We start from the raw sequence: 15,921 nt of genomic DNA, 5'->3' as shown, positions 1-15,921 counted from the left end.
GTGGATGGAACCGGCCTGGAAACGACCGGCGGGTTTCGTGACACAAAACAGAAACCGCACTACGACGTGGGAGAGGGAGCTGCGGTTTCTGCGTTCTTGCGTGCTGCCTTTGCCTGGGAACAGTGGAGCGGAAAGCGCGACGGCAGCCTTGCGGGCTGCCGTCGCGGGTGGGATCAGATGCCGTAGTACAGCTGGTATTCCAGCGGATGGGTCGCCGCGCGGAACTTGGTGACCTCCTGCATCTTCAACGCGATGTAGCTGTCGATGAAGTCGTCGCTCATCACTCCGCCGGCCTTGAGGAATTCGCGGTCGGCATCCAGCGCGTCCAGGGCCTGGTCCAGGCTGGAGCAGACCTGCGGGATGTTCTTTTCCTCTTCGGGCGGCAGGTCGTACAGGTCCTTGTCGCTGGGCGCGCCCGGGTCGATCTGGTTCTTGATCCCGTCCAGGCCGGCCATCATCAGCGCGGTGAAGGTCAGATAGCCGGACTGGGTCGGGTCGGGGAAGCGCATTTCGATGCGCCGCGCCTTCGGGTTGGACACCCAGGGGATGCGGCAAGAAGCCGAGCGGTTGCTGGCCGAGTAGGCCAGCATCACCGGCGCCTCGAAGCCCGGGACCAGGCGCTTGTAGCTGTTGGTGCCGGCATTGGCGAAGGCGTTGATGGCGCGGGCGTGCTTGAAGATGCCGCCGATGTACCACAACGCCACCTGCGACAGGCCGCCGTAGCCGTCGCCGGTGAACAGGTTGACCCCGCCCTTGGCCAGCGACTGGTGCACATGCATGCCGCTGCCGTTGTCGCCGACGATGGGCTTGGGCATGAAGGTCGCGGTCTTGCCGTTGCGGTGGGCGACGTTCTTGATGATGTATTTCATGGTCATCAGCTCGTCGGCCTTCTTCACCAGCGAGTTGAACTTGGTGCCGATTTCGCACTGGCCGGCGTTGGCCACTTCGTGGTGGTGCACTTCGACTTCGATGCCGGCCTGCTCCAGGGTCTTGCACATCTCCGAGCGGATGTCGTGCAGGGTGTCGGACGGGGCGACCGGGAAGTAGCCGCCCTTCACCCCCGGCCGGTAGCCGGTGTTGCCGCCTTCGTACTTGGTGCCGCTGTTCCAGGCCGCTTCCTCGGACTCGATCTTGAAGAAGGTGTTGCCCATGTCGTTGGCGTAGCGCACCGAATCGAAGATGAAGAATTCCGGCTCCGGACCGAAGAACGCCTGTTCGGCGATGCCGCTGGACTTGAGGAAGGCCTCGGCGCGCTTGGCGATGCCGCGCGGGCAGCGCGAGTAGCCCTGCATGGTGGCCGGCTCGAGGATGTCGCAGATCAGGTTGAGGGTGGGATCGGCGGTGAACGGATCGAGTACGGCGGTGCTGGCGTCGGGCAGCAGGACCATGTCCGATTCGTTGATGCCCTTCCAGCCGGCGATCGAGCTGCCATCGAACATGCGCCCGTCCTCGAACAGCGACTCGTCGACGATGTGGGCCGGAAAGGTGACGTGATGCTGCACGCCACGCGGGTCGGTGAAACGCAGGTCGACGAACTCGACCTTGTGGTCCTGGATCAGCTTTGCGACTTTGTCCGCAGACATGTTGGAACCCCGGGGTGTGTGGAAGTGAGTGGTCTGACTATCGCAAGCTGCATGCCAAGGTTTCAGTTCGCGCAACTGATTGATTCTGAAGGAATACAGCACTGTATTTTTATCACGATTGCACCAATTCGGGGATTTTGTTTTATTTACGCACTGACTTAGTGCGTTACTAATTCACTATTCTTCTGTGTACAAAGGCGTTCGATTCGTCATCCCAGCGAACGCTGGGATCCACTTTGACTTTGCCCTTGGCTTTGGCTCGATGCCGAGCTGAGACTCGAAGGCAGGGTCAAGATGGATCCCAGCGTTCGCCGGGATGACGGGCAAAATGCCCGCCCCGGCCTTTCCCCACCTTCATCCAAGAATCCGCACTCACCCCCATGACCGACCTGCTCAACGCCCTGCTCCTCGGCATCATCGAAGGCATCACCGAATTCCTGCCGATCTCCAGCACCGGCCATCTGCTGATCGCCGAACGCTGGCTGGGCCATCGCAGCGACCTGTTCAACATCGGCATCCAGGCCGGCGCGATCCTGGCGGTGGTGCTGATCTACCGGGAGCGGTTGTGGCAACTGGCCACGTGCTTCCTGCGCCCGGACCAGAAGACATCGGTGCATGGCCAGGAGCCGCGCGATTACGCCTACAAGCTGGTGGTCGCCTTCGGCGTCACCGCGGTGCTCGGCATCGCGGTCAAGAAGCTCGGTTTCGAATTGCCGGAACAGGTGGCGCCGGTCGCCTGGGCGCTGGTCCTGGGCGGCGTGTGGATGATCGCGGCGGAATATTTCGCCGGCCGGCGCGCGCTGGCACTGGGCGAACGCAGCACCATCACCTGGACGGTGGCGATCCTGGTCGGCGTCGCCCAGGTGCTGGCCGGCGTGTTCCCCGGCACTTCGCGCTCGGCGGCGACGATCTTCGTGGCGTTGCTGTTCGGCACCACCAACCGCGCGGCGGCCACCGAATTCGCGTTCCTGGTCGGCATTCCCACCATGTTCGCGGCCACCGGCTACGAACTGATCGACGTGCTGCAATCGGGCGAAGCGGCCAACGAGGACTGGGCGGCGTTTTCGGTCGCCTTCATCGCCTCGGCCATCACCGCCTTCATCGCGGTGAAATGGTTGTTGACCTATATCCAGAGCCACCGCTTCACCGCGTTCGCCGTGTATCGCTTCGTGCTGGGTGCGGCATTGTTGTTGCTGGTGCCGGCCGGCAGTTGATCCCTCTGCGGCACGTAGGAGCGGCGTGAGTCGCGAAGAGCCATGAATTCGCGACTCACGTCGCTCCTACGTCGATGCGCTTGTTCGAATCCGCCAAAGGAGAATGAAATGAAACGCTACCTGATTCTCGCACTGCCATTCGCACTGGCCGCCTGCGCCAAGCCGCCGCAAGGCGAACCGGCGACGACGCCTGCCGCAGAAACGCCAGCGGCCACCGCTCCAACCGATGCGCCTGCGCTGTCCGCGAACCACTGGCGCCTGACCGATGCGAAGAACGCGCAAGGCCAGCGCATCGATGCGCTGTTCGTCGATGCGGACAAGCCGGTGCAACTGGATTTCGTCGACGGGCGCGTGGGGGTGGGCAACACCTGCAACCGCATGGGCGGGTCGTACTCGGTCGCCGGCGATGAACTGACCTTCGATCGCATGGCCTCGACCATGATGGCCTGCACCGATGCCGGACTGATGGCCCTGGACCAGGAAGTCGGCAAGCGCCTGGAGGGCAGCTTGAAATTCGCGCAGTCGGCCGACACGCTGACCCTGACCACCGCCAGCGGCGACGTGCTCACCTTCACTGGCGAACCCACCGCCGAAACCCGCTATGGCGGCCCCGGCGAAACCGTGTTCCTGGAAGTGGCCGCGCAGACCAGGGCCTGCAGCCATCCCATGGTCCCCGACAAGCAGTGCCTGCAGGTACGCGAGCTCGAATACGACGACAAGGGCGTCAAGACCGGTACCGATAGCGCGTTCGGTAATTTCTACCAGGACATCGAGGGCTACGCGCACGAGCCCGGCATCCGCAATGTGTTGCGGGTGAAGCGCTACACGATCAAGAACCCGCCGGCCGATGGCAGCTCGCTGGCCTACGAACTGGACATGGTGGTGGAATCCGAAATCGTGAAGCGGTAATCCGGTTGTTGCGTGCGCAGGAGCGACGTGAGTCGCGACTGATCGATGGCTTCGCGATTCACGTCGCTCCTACGCCAACCGTTGTCCAGCCCAGGCCTTGGCGTTCAACGAATACGCTCCGTATACCGAGGCTTCCGCCAACACATGCTGGTGCATGGCCCGGAACACATCGGATGCGGTGAAGCGCTGCGGTAAATCGAGCTTCTGCACGTCCAGCGCGAACAGGCGGAAGAAATAACGATGCATGCGCAGGTCGTTGAACGGCGGGTACGGGCCGTCGTAACCGAAGTAATCGCCGCCCATGTCCGCGTCGCCGGCGAACCAGCCGGTGTAGTCGTTCAAACCCTGGCGTGAGCCCGGTGGGCCCGGCGGGCTCCGCTTCCCCTTCACGGTGATGCCATCGCTGCAACTTCCCGCCGCGATGGCGCGCGCGTCCGCGGCGATATCGACCATCGTCCAGTGGATGAAATCGCCACGCGGCTGCTCGACCGGAATCTCCAGATCATCGCGACCGACCGTTTCCGCCACCGTCGGCGCATCCGGATCGATGCACAGCAGCGCGAAGGATCTGGTGCCTTCCGGCACCTCGTCCCAGGCCAGGTGCGGATTGCGGTTGCCGGCGAAGCCATCGGCCTGGCCCATGGCGAATTCGGCCGGAATCGGGGTTGCGTTGTCGAAACTGTCGCTCCAGAGACGCATGCCGGGTTCCTCGTGGTGGAGAGCGATATTGCGGTCGTATCAGTTTTCGGGATAACCCAGGCGCACCGCAACCGGGGTGAGCAAGGCGAACGGCTCCGCGAGCACCTGCGCATATTCGCGCCAATGCCCGGCCGGGAATCGCAACGGGCCGGTCGAAGCCGGCGCCGGCCATTTGAGTTTCATCGCTTCGGAAAGCGCATCGGCGGCGGCTTGCGGGTCGTTTTCGATCAGGTCAGTCCGCACCACGCGATTGGGATACCACTGTTCCTCGACCAAGCTGGCGACCTGGTTCAACGCGATGGCCAGCCAGCCGGCCGCGCGTTGCGGCGCTGGCATCGCGAACGGCATCGCCGTACCGAAGGCCAGCCATTCCAGCAGCATGTCGCGCGGATCGCGCAGCGCGATCATCAACATGCCTTCGCGCACATGCGGACGCAGCGCCATTAGCAAGGAGTTGTCCCACCACGGCAGCCAGTCGAACACGTGGCCATTGGCGACACCGCGCACCGGCAAGGTTTCGCGCCACTGCCTGATCACGGCTTCACCGGAAACACGTCCCGAAACCAGGGCATCGACCACCGCATAATCCTGCAGGCCGTCGCGCGGAGGCGTCGCCCCGAAACGATCGCCACGGAAAGGTTCCGCGGCCGTTGCCATCACCGCGGCCAGACGCTCGACCCCCGAGCCCGGCGCGCCCCACAGGAACATGGTCATCGCCGGCTGCGGCGGCATCTCGCCTAGCGCGGGCCACTGCCTGGGCGGCGCGCTGGTCGGGGGCAGGGGCGTGCGCGAAGGTGCGGCATTGGCGTGGAACCGGGTCCAGGTCGCCAGAGCTTCCCCGCGCAGGCCGGCGCGATCCTGGGCCTGCCCGAGCCAACCGAGCAGGGCCTGTTGTCGCGCCGGCTGCGTGGCGCGTGCGCTCCATTCTTCGATCCGCTCGATCGCTGCCCGCGGATCCTTGACCAGCAGTTTGTCTAGCACATAGACCTGGGCCTCACCCTGGTCCGGGTCCAGTCCCAGGATGCGATGGGCCAGCGTTTCGGCGGCGACGCTTTCGCCCAGCCTCGCATGCAGGCCCATCTGCGCCGCCAGGGGCACGGTGGAACCGGGCATCTGCGCCACCCAGCGCTCGAGCAGCTCGCGCCCGGCTTCGCCCAGCGGCTCTATCGCCAGCCTCGCCTGCCATAGTTCGACGGCTTGCGGGTGGGTGGCCAGCGCCGCTTCCAGAGCATCGCGGACCTGTGCATGCAGTGCGGGGACCCGGCCGGCCTCGACCAGCGCCGCCAGCGTGCCGCGGTCGTCCGGCAGCTGCGCCAATACCTGCAGCAGCAAGGGCAGGGCCTGTCCCGGCTGGCCGGCGGCCAGACGCAGTTGCCCGGCGAAGCGGCGCAACGCCGGGTTTGCGTCCTCGCCCAACAACGGCGCCAGTTCCTCGGCTGCCTCGGCAGGACGTCCCTGCCGGCGCATCAGTTCGGCGATCAGGGGCCGCAGGGTCGCCGCTGCCGGGGTTTTCTCCAGGACACCACGGAACGCCTGTTCGGCGAAGGCCCAAAGACCCTTTTCCATGTAAATGAAGCCGAGCGCGTAACGCAGCTGGATGTCTTCGGGCTCGCGCTGCAAGGCAGCGGACACGAGCTTCAGCGCATCGTCGCCCTTGCCGCGGCGCAGGGCCAGCATGCCGTCGATCGCGGCCAGTTGCGGATGTTCGGGCGCGACCCGGGCCGCCAATCGGCTGAGCCGCTCGGCCTCGTCCAGATCGCCGCGGCCAAGGGCCAGTTGCGCCTGCATGGCGTAGGCGTCGAACTGGTTGGGATCCAGTCCGCTGGCCTGGGCCAGCGCCGACCGGGCCGCCTCATTCTGGCGCGTGCCCACCAGCAGGCCGGCATGGGCGACATGCAGGCCGGCGTCTTCGGGCGCCAATGCGATCGCCTGATTGATGCTGGCCAGGGCCGCTTCGGCCTCGCCATTCTGCTGCAGGGCCACGGCCAGCCAGCGATGCGCCTGCGGGTCTTGCGGATGCGTGGCCACCAGCGCGCGCGCGGTGCTCAGGGCTTCGTCGGTCGCGTTGCGGCGCAGGGCCTCGATGAGGTTGTCGTACATGGGAAGGAGTGCCGGATCAAACTCCCATTGTAGCCTCGCGTCTTTATGGACCCGCGCCTTGCCGGGCTCAGGCGCCCGCCATCAGCAGGCGCCCGGTCACCCAGCGCTCGCCGAAGCCGTCGCAGGCCGCGTTCTCGATGAAACCGCAATGTCCGCCCCAGCGCGCGGTCTCCAGATGGGCCGATGCCGGCAACTGCCAGGCCTGGAAATCGGCGAAGGGAATGACCGGGTCGTCCTCGGCCATGAGGATGTCGGCCGGCACGGCCAGCCCCGCCAGCCGGTTGCCGGCGATGGAATAGCCTTCGAAGTACGCATCGATGGTGCCGAAGTCGGTATGCCGCTCGACCATCCAGCGGGTCAATTCGCGCACGCTCTTGGCCAGCGTCTCGTCGTCGTAGTTGTGGCGTTCGGGGAACAGCTCGCGCTTGCGCTCCAGCGAATGCCGCCACTTGCGCTGGAAATACCAGTGATACAGCGGCAGGCCTTCCTCCATGCCCATCAGCGAGGCCGAAGGATCCAGCACCGGGCACACCGCGGCCACCCGCAGCAACGGCAGCCCGGCCTGCGGCGCGCGCAGGGCCAGGCGCAGGACGAAGTTGCCGCCCAGCGAATAGCCGGCCGCCACGAACGGTCGGTTGGGAAAACGGCGGGCGACGTCGCCGGCCGCATTCACCACTTCGTCCAGCCGGTTGGAGTGGAAGATTTCCTGGTTGAGATGATGGGTGTTGCCGTGGTCGCGGAAGTTCAGCCGCACCACTTCGAAACCGCCCTCAAGCAGGCGCGCGGCGGTCATGCGCATGTAGCTGGATTCGGTGCTGCCTTCCCAGCCGTGCAGCAGCAGGGCCAGGCCGCTGCCGGTCCTGCCGGGCACCGCGCTGTGCCAGCCCTGCAGGCGCACGCCGTCGCCGCCATCGAAGATATGTTCGGTGGTCACCGCGCCGGTGGCGTTGAGCGCGCGCAGGCCGCGGCGGCGGCGCAGGCCGCTGGAACTCAGCACCGACTGCAGGTGCGGGTTGTGCAGCCATTTCGGCGGCTGGTAGTCGGCGGCAGTCAGCATGGGGCGCCACGTGCTCCCGGGGAATGGAATGTCGCGCCGATCGCCATCAGGCGTCGGCGCCCATCGCGGCAAGGATCCGCTCGCGCGACAGTTCGGCGATCTTGCTGCGGCCTTCCAGCTCGCCGGCCGCGATCGGGGCCAGGAAACACACATCGGCAATGCGCGCGGGTTCGCCGAGCAAGCGCATGAAATTGGCGAAGAAACTTTCGCGGGGCCCGAACGCCACCACCGTCTGCGCATTGCCGCGCGGGCCGTAGCGCAGCGCGACCGGTTGCACCGGCACGCCCGCTTCCACCGCCGGCTGGAAGATCCGCGCATGGAACGGGCCCACTTCAACGCCATCGCGCGTGCGTCCTTCGGGGAACACGCCGACCGGGCGCCCGTCCTGCAGGCGCGCCAGCATCGCGTGCATCACCCCGCCCATCGATTCCTGGCTGCCGCGCTGGTGGAAGATGGTCTCGCCGCGCGCCGCCAGCCAGCCCACCAGCGGCCAGCCGCGGATTTCCTGCTTGGCCACGAAACCCATCATGCGCTGGCTATGCAGCATCTCGATGTCCACCCAGCTGACATGGTTGGCCACGAACATCACCGGATCCGGCAACGGCGTACCGATCCGGCGCAGGCGGAAACCGAAGATCCGCATCAACCCCGCCGACCACAGCTTGACGGCCAGGTGCTCGATGCGCAGCCCGCCCACGCGCAGGCCCGACCACAGCGGCACCATGCTCAGCAGCACCAGCGGCAGCAGCACGACGATGTGGAGGAGCAGCAGGGGAACGCGATACAGGTAGCGGAACGCGCGCCCCAGTCCGCCGCCGGAGCTGGCGTGAGGCAGGGGGAAAGTCATCCGCGCACGATACCGGATGGGTCTGGAGTTGCGCCACTAAAGGATGGCCTGAATAACTGCCGTCTTCACTGTGAAAGCCGGTGGCCGTGAGCGGGAAGCCGAACCTCTCACCCCACCGGCACCACCGCCAGGGTGATCCGCGAGATGCACACCGGCTTGCCGGCTTCGTTCTCGATGCGGATTTCCCACACCTGGGTGCTGCGGCCGACATGGATCGCGCGGGCGGTGCCGGTGACGACGCCCTCGCGTGCGGCACGCAGGTGATTGGCGTTGATCTCCAGACCGACGACCATTTCCTTCGCATTGTCCACGCACAGGTTGCCGGCCATGCTGCCCAGGGTTTCGGCCAGCGCGACCGAGGCGCCGCCATGCAGCAATCCATAAGGCTGCCTGGTCCGCGCATCCACCGGCATGGTCCCGCGCAACCAGTCGTCGCCGGCTTCGGTGATGCGGATGCCCAGGTTTTCGACCAGCGAACCGCGGGCGCGGGTGTTGATGGCGTCGATATCGACTGGAGTGCGGAAAGCCATGGGGGAGCCTTTGGAGTGAGGAGTGAGGAGTGAGGAACGAGGAGTGAGGAGTGAGGAACGAGGAGTGAGGAACGAGGAGTGAGGAGTGAGGAACGAGGAACGAGGAACGAGGAACGAGAGCGGCGAGAGTCTGGTTTTGCTTCCTCACTCTCCCAAAGGAGGCAAAAGCAAGAAACGAAGCCGCACGCTTTTGCCTCCAACCACCAACTTCCAGAGAGGCTACAGAATCGGAACCAGCCCAGCCCCGAATGCGGTCAACAACCGCGTGTACAGCCACTTCGGGCCGACATTGACTTCAGGGAAGTCACCGACCGCCTGGTAACAGCGATGGAAGGCGGGGTCGTTGGCCGCGACCGGTACCGGGCAGTCGGGTCCGGGCTTGAATTCGTAGCTGGTGGCGTAGCGCCATGGCCACAGGTCGAACAGCGGCAACGCCTCGGAGACCTTGCCCAGGCTGTAATCGAGCCCCGACAGCACCGGCGGCTTGGCCCGCGGCGCGATCACCCAGGAATTCTCCGGCGCGATGTCGTGGCGGATGCTGGCGGCCAGGGCCTGGGCGAAGGCCGGATCGTCGATGATCACCGCGCTCTCGGTGTTGTAGTTCTCCGAGCGCGGATCGAAGTTGTGCGTGCCGATCACGCCGATCCGGTTATCGATCACCATCGACTTGGCATGCAGGCCCAGGCGAACGCCGGCGCGCTTGAGCGGCAGCAGCCTGGTGGCGGCGCCGCTGCTGAGGAACGAGGGTCGCGATTCGGTGCGCTGCAAGCGGCGGGTGGTGCCCCTCGCACCTCTCCTCTCCCTCATATCCCTCCTGTTCTTCGCATCCGTCGATCCCGAAGACGGGCCGAGCGAACCGGATGGGCCGCGAAAACCGTCTTCATCCTTCACCGCCAGCGGCGGGCCATCGGGCATCAGCGCGGCATAGTCGACCGGCGCATCCTCCGGGAAAGGTTTGTACTCGTAGATGCGGAAGCCGAACTCGCGCAGGTAGCGGCGCTTGTACTTGAACGACATCGAGTACACGACCGCGTTGTCGGTCGCGGCCAGGCTGTTGGTGGAGACGATCACCTGCGGCGGCGGCTTGCGCTGGTGCAACGCCCTGAACAGATCCTGGGCCGCATCGGACATCACCAGGTAAGGAGTCTGGATCAGCACTTCCGCTTGCGCGCCATCGATCAGCGCTTTCAGTTCCGGCACCGCCGGGGCCGCCCCATCCGGGCGTTCCCGTCGATGTTTCTGCGGCAGATCGGCGACGTATTTCACCATGCCCACCGCCATCGCCGGCTGGACCAGGCGTTCGCGCACCCGCTCGTCATCGCTGGCCTCGGCCGATATCGCCGCCACCCGGTCGGGGCGCAGGAAATCCGCCGGCGGCATGCTCGGCACGCCCTCCTTGAGCAGCTTGCGACCGACGTCGTTCAGGCGTTCCACCGGCACGCTGCGGCGCGCGCTCCAGAACGCTTCGAAGTTGGCCGCCATTTCCCGCGCGGCCGGCCCCGCCACCAGCACATCGCGATCGCGGAAATTGTATTCCGCATCCCAGTCGTAATAGTCGTCCTGATAATTGCGTCCACCGGTGATGCCGACCGCATCGTCGATCAGGATCAGCTTGGTGTGCATGCGCTGGTTGAAGCGGCGGAAGCAGCACAGCACGCTGCCGGCATAGTCGAAATAATTGAGCTTGGCCTTGCCGAAGCTGGGGTTGTAGATGCGGATCTGCAAATCCTTGTGCGCCCCGGACAGCGCGGCGAGGATGCGCAGGTCGGGGATCGCCGAGAGCTGGTCGATCAGCAACCGCACCTGCACTCCGCGCCGGGCCGCGGCCAGCAGTTCGTCCAGCACCAGGCGCGCGCTGTCGTCGGTGTCGAAGATATAGGTCTGCAGGTCGATGCGGCTGCGCGCGCTGCGGATCAGGTTGAGGCGCGCCAGCAGCGCATCCTGGCCGCGGTCCAGGATCAGCGCATAGTGGCGTGGCGCCTGCGCGGTCGATTCGGCCTGCGCGCGATCGCCCAACGCGCGCAAGGCCGATGCCTGCGCGCAGGCATCGGCCGCATTGCAGTCGATGACCTGCGAGCGCGCGGCGTGGGCGATGGACGCGGCCCGGTTGCGCTGGGTGCCGGACAGGCTGACGCAGGCGCCGCAGAGCAGGGCCAGCGACAGCACCAGCAGGCGCGACAGCGGATTCAAGGCGCGTCCTCGGGCTTCAGCCGCGCGCGCAGCACGAACACCACCCGGTCGCTGATCGCCATCATCCAGTCATCCATGTCGTAGTCGCTGCGTCGCACCGCCCCGGTCGCGACCACGTCGCAATCGAGCGCCGGGCGCGCGCAGGTGGACGGCGCCACCGTCAGCGTCTTCGGCCGGGTGATGCCGCGGATGCTGAGCTCGCCGGCCAACGGCCCGCCCCGCCTGAGCATTTCCGGGTCGTAGGGCCGGGACACGAACGCCACCACCGGATAGCGCTCGGCCTCGAAGAACCGGGAGCTGCGGGTCCACTCGGTATAGCGGGGATGGTCGACGATCTCGACCGATTGGGTGAACATGCGCAGGACCACCTGGTGGCGGCCATCGGCCAGATGCCTCACTTCGCCTTCGTAACGCGGGAACACGCCTTCCAGTTTCATGCCCCAGCGCGTGCGCAACTCGAACCCGAAGCGCGACGCCGCCGGATCGAAGGTTTCGGCCGTGTCCGCGAACGCGGGCCACAGATACAGCAGCAACAGACCGCACAATCCCCAACGCTTGCCAGCGGACATTGCGGGAGTCACGGCCACCAGAAGGCGGAAAGGGTGGCGATACCCGGCTCGATGGTCGCCTCCATCGGCAACTTCAAGACCACCACCGAGGAAGTCGGCATGCCGCGGTAGTCGCCGGACTGGCCGCTGTGCATCAGCGCGGCGAGCCGTTCCAGCCCCGGATTGTGGCCGACCAGCAACAGCCGCTCGGTCTCGCGGCTGGCGTCGACCAGTTCCGCGAGGATCCCGGGGGTGGCTTCGTAGATGGAATCCTCCAGGCGCTGCTCGACATAGCCGATCGTGCCCAGCACCGCCTCCAGGGTTTCGCGCGCACGCCGTGCCGGCGAACACAGCACCCGGTCCGGGACCAGGCCCTGGGCGGCGAGCCAGCGGCCGGCGGCTTCGGCTTCGGCCAGGCCTTCGGCCGACAACGGCCGGTCCAGGTCCGGCTCGCCTGCGGCTGCAGGTTCGGCATGCGCATGGCGCAGCAGGATCAATTCACGCATGGCGTCCCTTCAGTTCGCAGGCCCAATGCCGGGCTCAGGCTTTCTTGACCCATTTCAGCAGGGGATCCCAGTCGGCCTGGTGATCGCGGACCTGCGCCGAGCGGTAATCGAACAGGCTGCGGCCGAGGCCGGCCAGGACTACATAGGCCTGGGTATCGCGCAATTGCGCGACCACCGGATACGGCCAGGTCTTGAGCATTTCCACGGCCTGCTGGGAAGTGTTGGTCCACGGCTTGCTGCGGTTGACCACCAGGCCCACCGGCAGCTTGCGCTTATGCACGCGCGGCACCTTGGACAGGGAGTTGAGGAAACCAACGGTGGCTTCGATGTCCATTGCCGAGGGCAGCACCGGAACCACGATCGCGTCGGCATGTTCGATGAAATGCTCGAGATCCTCGGCCATCGAGCCGGCCGGCGCATCGATCACCACGCGTTCGGCGTCTTCCGGCAGCGAGGTGCGCCAGGCCCGTTTCCGGCTGGCGTCGATCGGCAGCACCGCGCTTTCCAGTTCGGCGCGGCGCTCGGCCCAGCGGCTGGAGGAATGCTGGGGATCGGCATCCACCAGCACGGTGCGCTTGCCTTCCAGCGCGAAATGCGCGGCCAGATTGGTAGCCAATGTGCTCTTGCCCGCACCGCCCTTGGAGCTGGCGACCAGAATCGTCTTCATGCGCACGCCTCGTTACCGGGGAACCGGCAGGGTACACCGGGGAGCGGGGGGAGAGGCAAGGAGCGAGGAACGAGGGGTTAGGAACGAGGAACGAGTGAAGAGGACGGCAAATTTCCTCAGCCCCAGCCAGCGACCAGCCCGGAACCCATTCTCGTCCCCACTCCCCACTCCCCACTCCTCGTTCCTCACTCCTCGTTCCTCGTTCCTCACCCCTCGCCCTTTGCTATCGTGCGCGCTGCCATGGACCCGGACCGATCGTGACCGAACTGCAGGACCTGACCGCGCTGATCCGCGCCAACACGCCGTTGATAGTGATCGAGACCCAGGACGAGACGCGCATCGTCGAAATGTTCCGCCAGGCCTTGTCGCAGGTCTGGCGCGCGCTGTACCGCTGGTCGATCACCGAGGGCCTGCGCCGAATCGACATGGATCGCGAGGACGAGGCCGAGGGCCCGCCCGACGCCAGCGCCGCCCTGCAGGCGATGAAGCAGGCCAGCCAGCGCGGCATCTATCTGCTGCTCGATTTCCACCCCTACCTGGGCTACGCCAGCAGCCAGCGCCAACTACGCGACATCGTCCAACGCCGGCATTGCCAGCCGCACGTGGTGGTCCTGGTCGGGGCCAAGGTCGAACTTCCGGCGGAACTGGAGGCGGTGGCGGTGCGCTTCAACCCGCGCCTGCCCGATGCCAACGCGCTGTTGAAGATGGTCCGCGAGGAAGCCACCGACTACGCCCGCGAAAATGGTGGCCGCCGGGTCGAAGCCGATGGCGAGGCTGTGCAGCAGATTGTGCGCAACCTGCAGGGCCTGAGCCTGACCGACGCGCGGCGCATCGCCCGCCAGCTGATCTACGACGACGGCGCGCTCAGCGCCGCCGACCTGCCGCAGCTTTCCAAATTGAAGTTCGAACTGCTCAACCGCAGCGGCCACCTGCATTACGAATACGACACCGCGCGCTTCACCGACGTCGCCGGCGCGGGCCGGCTGAAGCGCTGGATCGAGCAGCGCCGCGACGTCTTCGTTTCCGGCAACGCGCCGCCGGGACTGGACCCGCCCAAGGGCATGCTGCTGCTGGGGGTGCAGGGCTGCGGCAAGTCGATGCTGGCCAAGGCCACCGCCGGCGGTTTCGGGGTGCCGTTGCTGCGCCTGGATTTCGGCACCCTGTACGACAAGTACCACGGCGAAACCGAGAAAAACCTGCGCAGCGCGCTAGCTTCTGCCGAGCAACTGGCGCCGTGCGTGCTGTGGATCGACGAGATCGAAAAAGGCCTGGCCGGCGGCAGCGGTGAAGGCGATGGCGGCGTGTCGCGGCGCGTGCTCGGCTACCTGCTCACCTGGATGGCCGAACGCAAGGGCGCGGTATTCATTGTTGCCACCGCCAACCAGGTGAATGAGTTGCCGCCCGAATTGCTGCGCAAGGGCCGCTTCGACGAGATCTTCTTCGTCGACCTGCCCGGCCCCGATGCGCGGGTGGACGTGCTGCGCCTGCACCTGTCACGACGCAAGCTGGCCGCGGACGATTTCGCACTGCCGGCCCTGGCCGCAGCAGCGAACGGCTTCTCCGGCGCCGAGATCGAACAGGCCATCGTCGCCGCGCTGTACACCGCGCATGCGGAAAGGAAAGCGCTGGATACCGACCTGCTGATGCAGGAGATCCGCAACACCCGCCCGCTGTCGGTGATGATGGCCGAACAGGTGGCGGCGCTGCGCGCCTGGGCCAGCGAGCGCACGGTGCCGGCCGACTGAACGCGCCAGGAGATCCGAGGCTTTTGTAGGAGCGACGCAAGTCGCGATGCTCTTGCTTGTCCGCGAAGGCATCGCGACTTGCGTCGCTCCTACGGACACATCGCGAGGAGTGGCTGTTTACTCGGCGCTGGCGGCTTCCCGACCGGTGCTGACCAGAGCGCGATAGCGCGGCTCGCGCGGCAGCCACCCCGCCGGGGCCCGTATCGGCAAACCGTAATGCGCCAGCAATTTGCGCATGGCCGGCAACTCGCCTTCCGTCATGAACCAGGCGCCGTACTCGGCGGGAAGCGTATCGCTGGGCGCCATTCCCATCATGTGTTGCTGCGCATTCTCGTAGATCCAGTAGAACTGCCGCAGTTGCTCACGCCAGGCTTTCCCTTCCGCACTGTCGCCGGACAATTCGACCAGTTTCGACAAGCCGATCATCGGTCCGAACAGCGTGGATTCGTCGGCGGACAGCAGCTCCAGCACGCGTTCGCATTCGGCCTGCCGGTTGAGGCTGGCCGATGCCAGTTTCTCCCCCTCGCATTCGTGGGTGACGGGCGAAAATCCCGGCATGGCCTGGGCCATCCAAATTCCTATCACGCCCACTTCGGCGAAATCCTGCGCGGTGGCCGGCCGGTTCAAGCCGAACTGGAGGCCCATGGCCTGGGCCAGGCGCGGATCCAGTGGCGGCAGATCGATGTCGGCCATGGTCGCGTGCAGCAGTTGGCCGATCTCAAGGGTGTGCGCATCGTGGATCGAGGCGGCGGCAATCGCCTGCCAGAAGCCATCGATGGCCTTGCCGTCGCCGCGCTTGCCGGCAGCGGCCACGGCCAGCATTTGCACGGCCGCATTCTGCGGTTCCGCCTGCAGCAGGAACTGCAACGCTTCGCGCGCATTGCAGCTGTCGCTCAATCCCTTGCAATCGCTGGCTTCGATCCAGGCCACCAGCACATCGCGCGGACGGGCCCGGCGGGCGGCGTCGAACCAGGCACGGGTTTCCTGTGCGGGTTTCGCCCGCAACGGCTGCGCATTGTCTTCAAGATGACCGAATCCGGACCACAGCATCGACGCCGCCAGCAGGCTGCGCGGATCGCCTTGTGCCGCCACCGCGCGCAGGTGCTGGCGGATTGCCTCCCGACTGGCCTTGTTCCAGGCCTCGCCCGCGCGCTTGACCTGCGGATCGTTTTCCAGCCGCTGCAACTCGGCCAGCCGCTGTTGCGACGAAGCCGGTGCTTCCCTGGCTGCGGCAAGCGGCAAAGCCAGGTACAACGCCAGCGATACGATCAATGCGGTTGCCGCACGACGACTACGATCCATTTGTGTCCATTCCTTGCGCAAAAA

At 66.1% G+C, this 15,921-nt stretch carries 14 protein-coding genes; 3 read left to right on the top strand and 11 right to left on the bottom strand.

The annotated features are described in order from the left end of the window. Positions 1-173 precede the first annotated feature (173 nt). On the bottom strand, positions 174-1,583 hold the full coding sequence (gene glnA / locus CSC74_RS07450; RefSeq protein ID WP_162313824.1) for a type I glutamate--ammonia ligase: 1,410 nt from the start codon (positions 1,581-1,583) through the stop codon (positions 174-176). Between the two features lie 380 nt (positions 1,584-1,963). Between glnA and CSC74_RS07445 the strand changes: the two genes are divergently transcribed. Together CSC74_RS07445 and CSC74_RS07440 are read left to right on the top strand one after the other, a co-directional pair. Continuing rightward, positions 1,964-2,797 carry an undecaprenyl-diphosphate phosphatase gene (locus CSC74_RS07445; RefSeq protein WP_162313823.1) on the top strand — a complete coding sequence of 278 codons (834 nt, stop codon included), beginning with the start codon at positions 1,964-1,966 and terminating at the stop codon, positions 2,795-2,797. Between the two features lie 108 nt (positions 2,798-2,905). Then, on the top strand, positions 2,906-3,706 hold the full coding sequence (locus tag CSC74_RS07440) for an META and DUF4377 domain-containing protein (RefSeq protein ID WP_162313822.1): 801 nt from the start codon (positions 2,906-2,908) through the stop codon (positions 3,704-3,706). A gap of 69 nt (positions 3,707-3,775) precedes the next feature. Here CSC74_RS07440 and CSC74_RS07435 read toward each other — a convergent pair whose 3' ends face one another. The 9 genes from CSC74_RS07435 to CSC74_RS07395 all read right to left on the bottom strand — a co-directional run bounded on the left by CSC74_RS07435 (position 3,776) and on the right by CSC74_RS07395 (position 12,850). After that, positions 3,776-4,405, bottom strand: a complete 630-nt coding sequence (locus CSC74_RS07435; RefSeq protein WP_162313821.1) for a YbhB/YbcL family Raf kinase inhibitor-like protein — start codon at positions 4,403-4,405, stop codon at positions 3,776-3,778. A gap of 39 nt (positions 4,406-4,444) precedes the next feature. Beyond that, the gene (locus CSC74_RS07430) at positions 4,445-6,505 is read right to left on the bottom strand and encodes a tetratricopeptide repeat protein (RefSeq protein WP_162313820.1); all 2,061 of its coding nucleotides are present in this window, start codon (positions 6,503-6,505) and stop codon (positions 4,445-4,447) included. A gap of 67 nt (positions 6,506-6,572) precedes the next feature. Continuing rightward, positions 6,573-7,562 carry a YheT family hydrolase gene (locus CSC74_RS07425; protein ID WP_162313819.1) on the bottom strand — a complete coding sequence of 330 codons (990 nt, stop codon included), beginning with the start codon at positions 7,560-7,562 and terminating at the stop codon, positions 6,573-6,575. A 46-nt stretch (positions 7,563-7,608) separates the two neighbouring features. Then, positions 7,609-8,409 carry a lysophospholipid acyltransferase family protein gene (locus tag CSC74_RS07420; protein WP_162313818.1) on the bottom strand — a complete coding sequence of 267 codons (801 nt, stop codon included), beginning with the start codon at positions 8,407-8,409 and terminating at the stop codon, positions 7,609-7,611. A gap of 107 nt (positions 8,410-8,516) precedes the next feature. Beyond that, positions 8,517-8,939, bottom strand: coding sequence for a hotdog fold thioesterase (locus CSC74_RS07415; protein ID WP_162313817.1), 423 nt, complete (start codon positions 8,937-8,939; stop codon positions 8,517-8,519). Positions 8,940-9,158: 219 nt separating this feature from the next. Next, entirely contained in the window at positions 9,159-11,129 is a 1,971-nt protein-coding gene (locus tag CSC74_RS07410) for a phospholipase D family protein (RefSeq protein ID WP_162313816.1), read from the bottom strand. Then, positions 11,126-11,698: a YceI family protein gene (locus CSC74_RS07405; protein ID WP_162313815.1), complete on the bottom strand. Its 573-nt coding sequence runs from the start codon at positions 11,696-11,698 to the stop codon at positions 11,126-11,128. The genes CSC74_RS07410 and CSC74_RS07405 overlap by 4 nt, the downstream gene beginning before the upstream one ends. 8 nt (positions 11,699-11,706) lie before the next feature. Then, complete coding sequence (locus tag CSC74_RS07400) at positions 11,707-12,183, bottom strand: SixA phosphatase family protein (RefSeq protein ID WP_162313814.1); 477 nt, start codon at positions 12,181-12,183, stop codon at positions 11,707-11,709. Between the two features lie 34 nt (positions 12,184-12,217). Then, positions 12,218-12,850, bottom strand: a complete 633-nt coding sequence (locus CSC74_RS07395; protein WP_162313813.1) for a ParA family protein — start codon at positions 12,848-12,850, stop codon at positions 12,218-12,220. 257 nt (positions 12,851-13,107) lie between these two features. On the opposite strand from CSC74_RS07395, the gene CSC74_RS07390 reads away from it, so the two are divergent. After that, the gene (locus CSC74_RS07390; RefSeq protein WP_162313812.1) at positions 13,108-14,595 is read left to right on the top strand and encodes an AAA family ATPase; all 1,488 of its coding nucleotides are present in this window, start codon (positions 13,108-13,110) and stop codon (positions 14,593-14,595) included. 117 nt (positions 14,596-14,712) lie between these two features. On the opposite strand, the gene CSC74_RS07385 is transcribed toward CSC74_RS07390, so the two are convergent. Beyond that, positions 14,713-15,897: a hypothetical protein gene (locus CSC74_RS07385; protein ID WP_162313811.1), complete on the bottom strand. Its 1,185-nt coding sequence runs from the start codon at positions 15,895-15,897 to the stop codon at positions 14,713-14,715. Positions 15,898-15,921: the final 24 nt, after the last annotated feature.

This window comes from Pseudoxanthomonas yeongjuensis (assembly GCF_010093345.1).
Lineage (GTDB): Bacteria > Pseudomonadota > Gammaproteobacteria > Xanthomonadales > Xanthomonadaceae > Pseudoxanthomonas_A > Pseudoxanthomonas_A yeongjuensis.
Note: the sequence above shows the minus strand (reverse complement) of the source record. Positions and strands in the feature narration are given on the sequence as shown.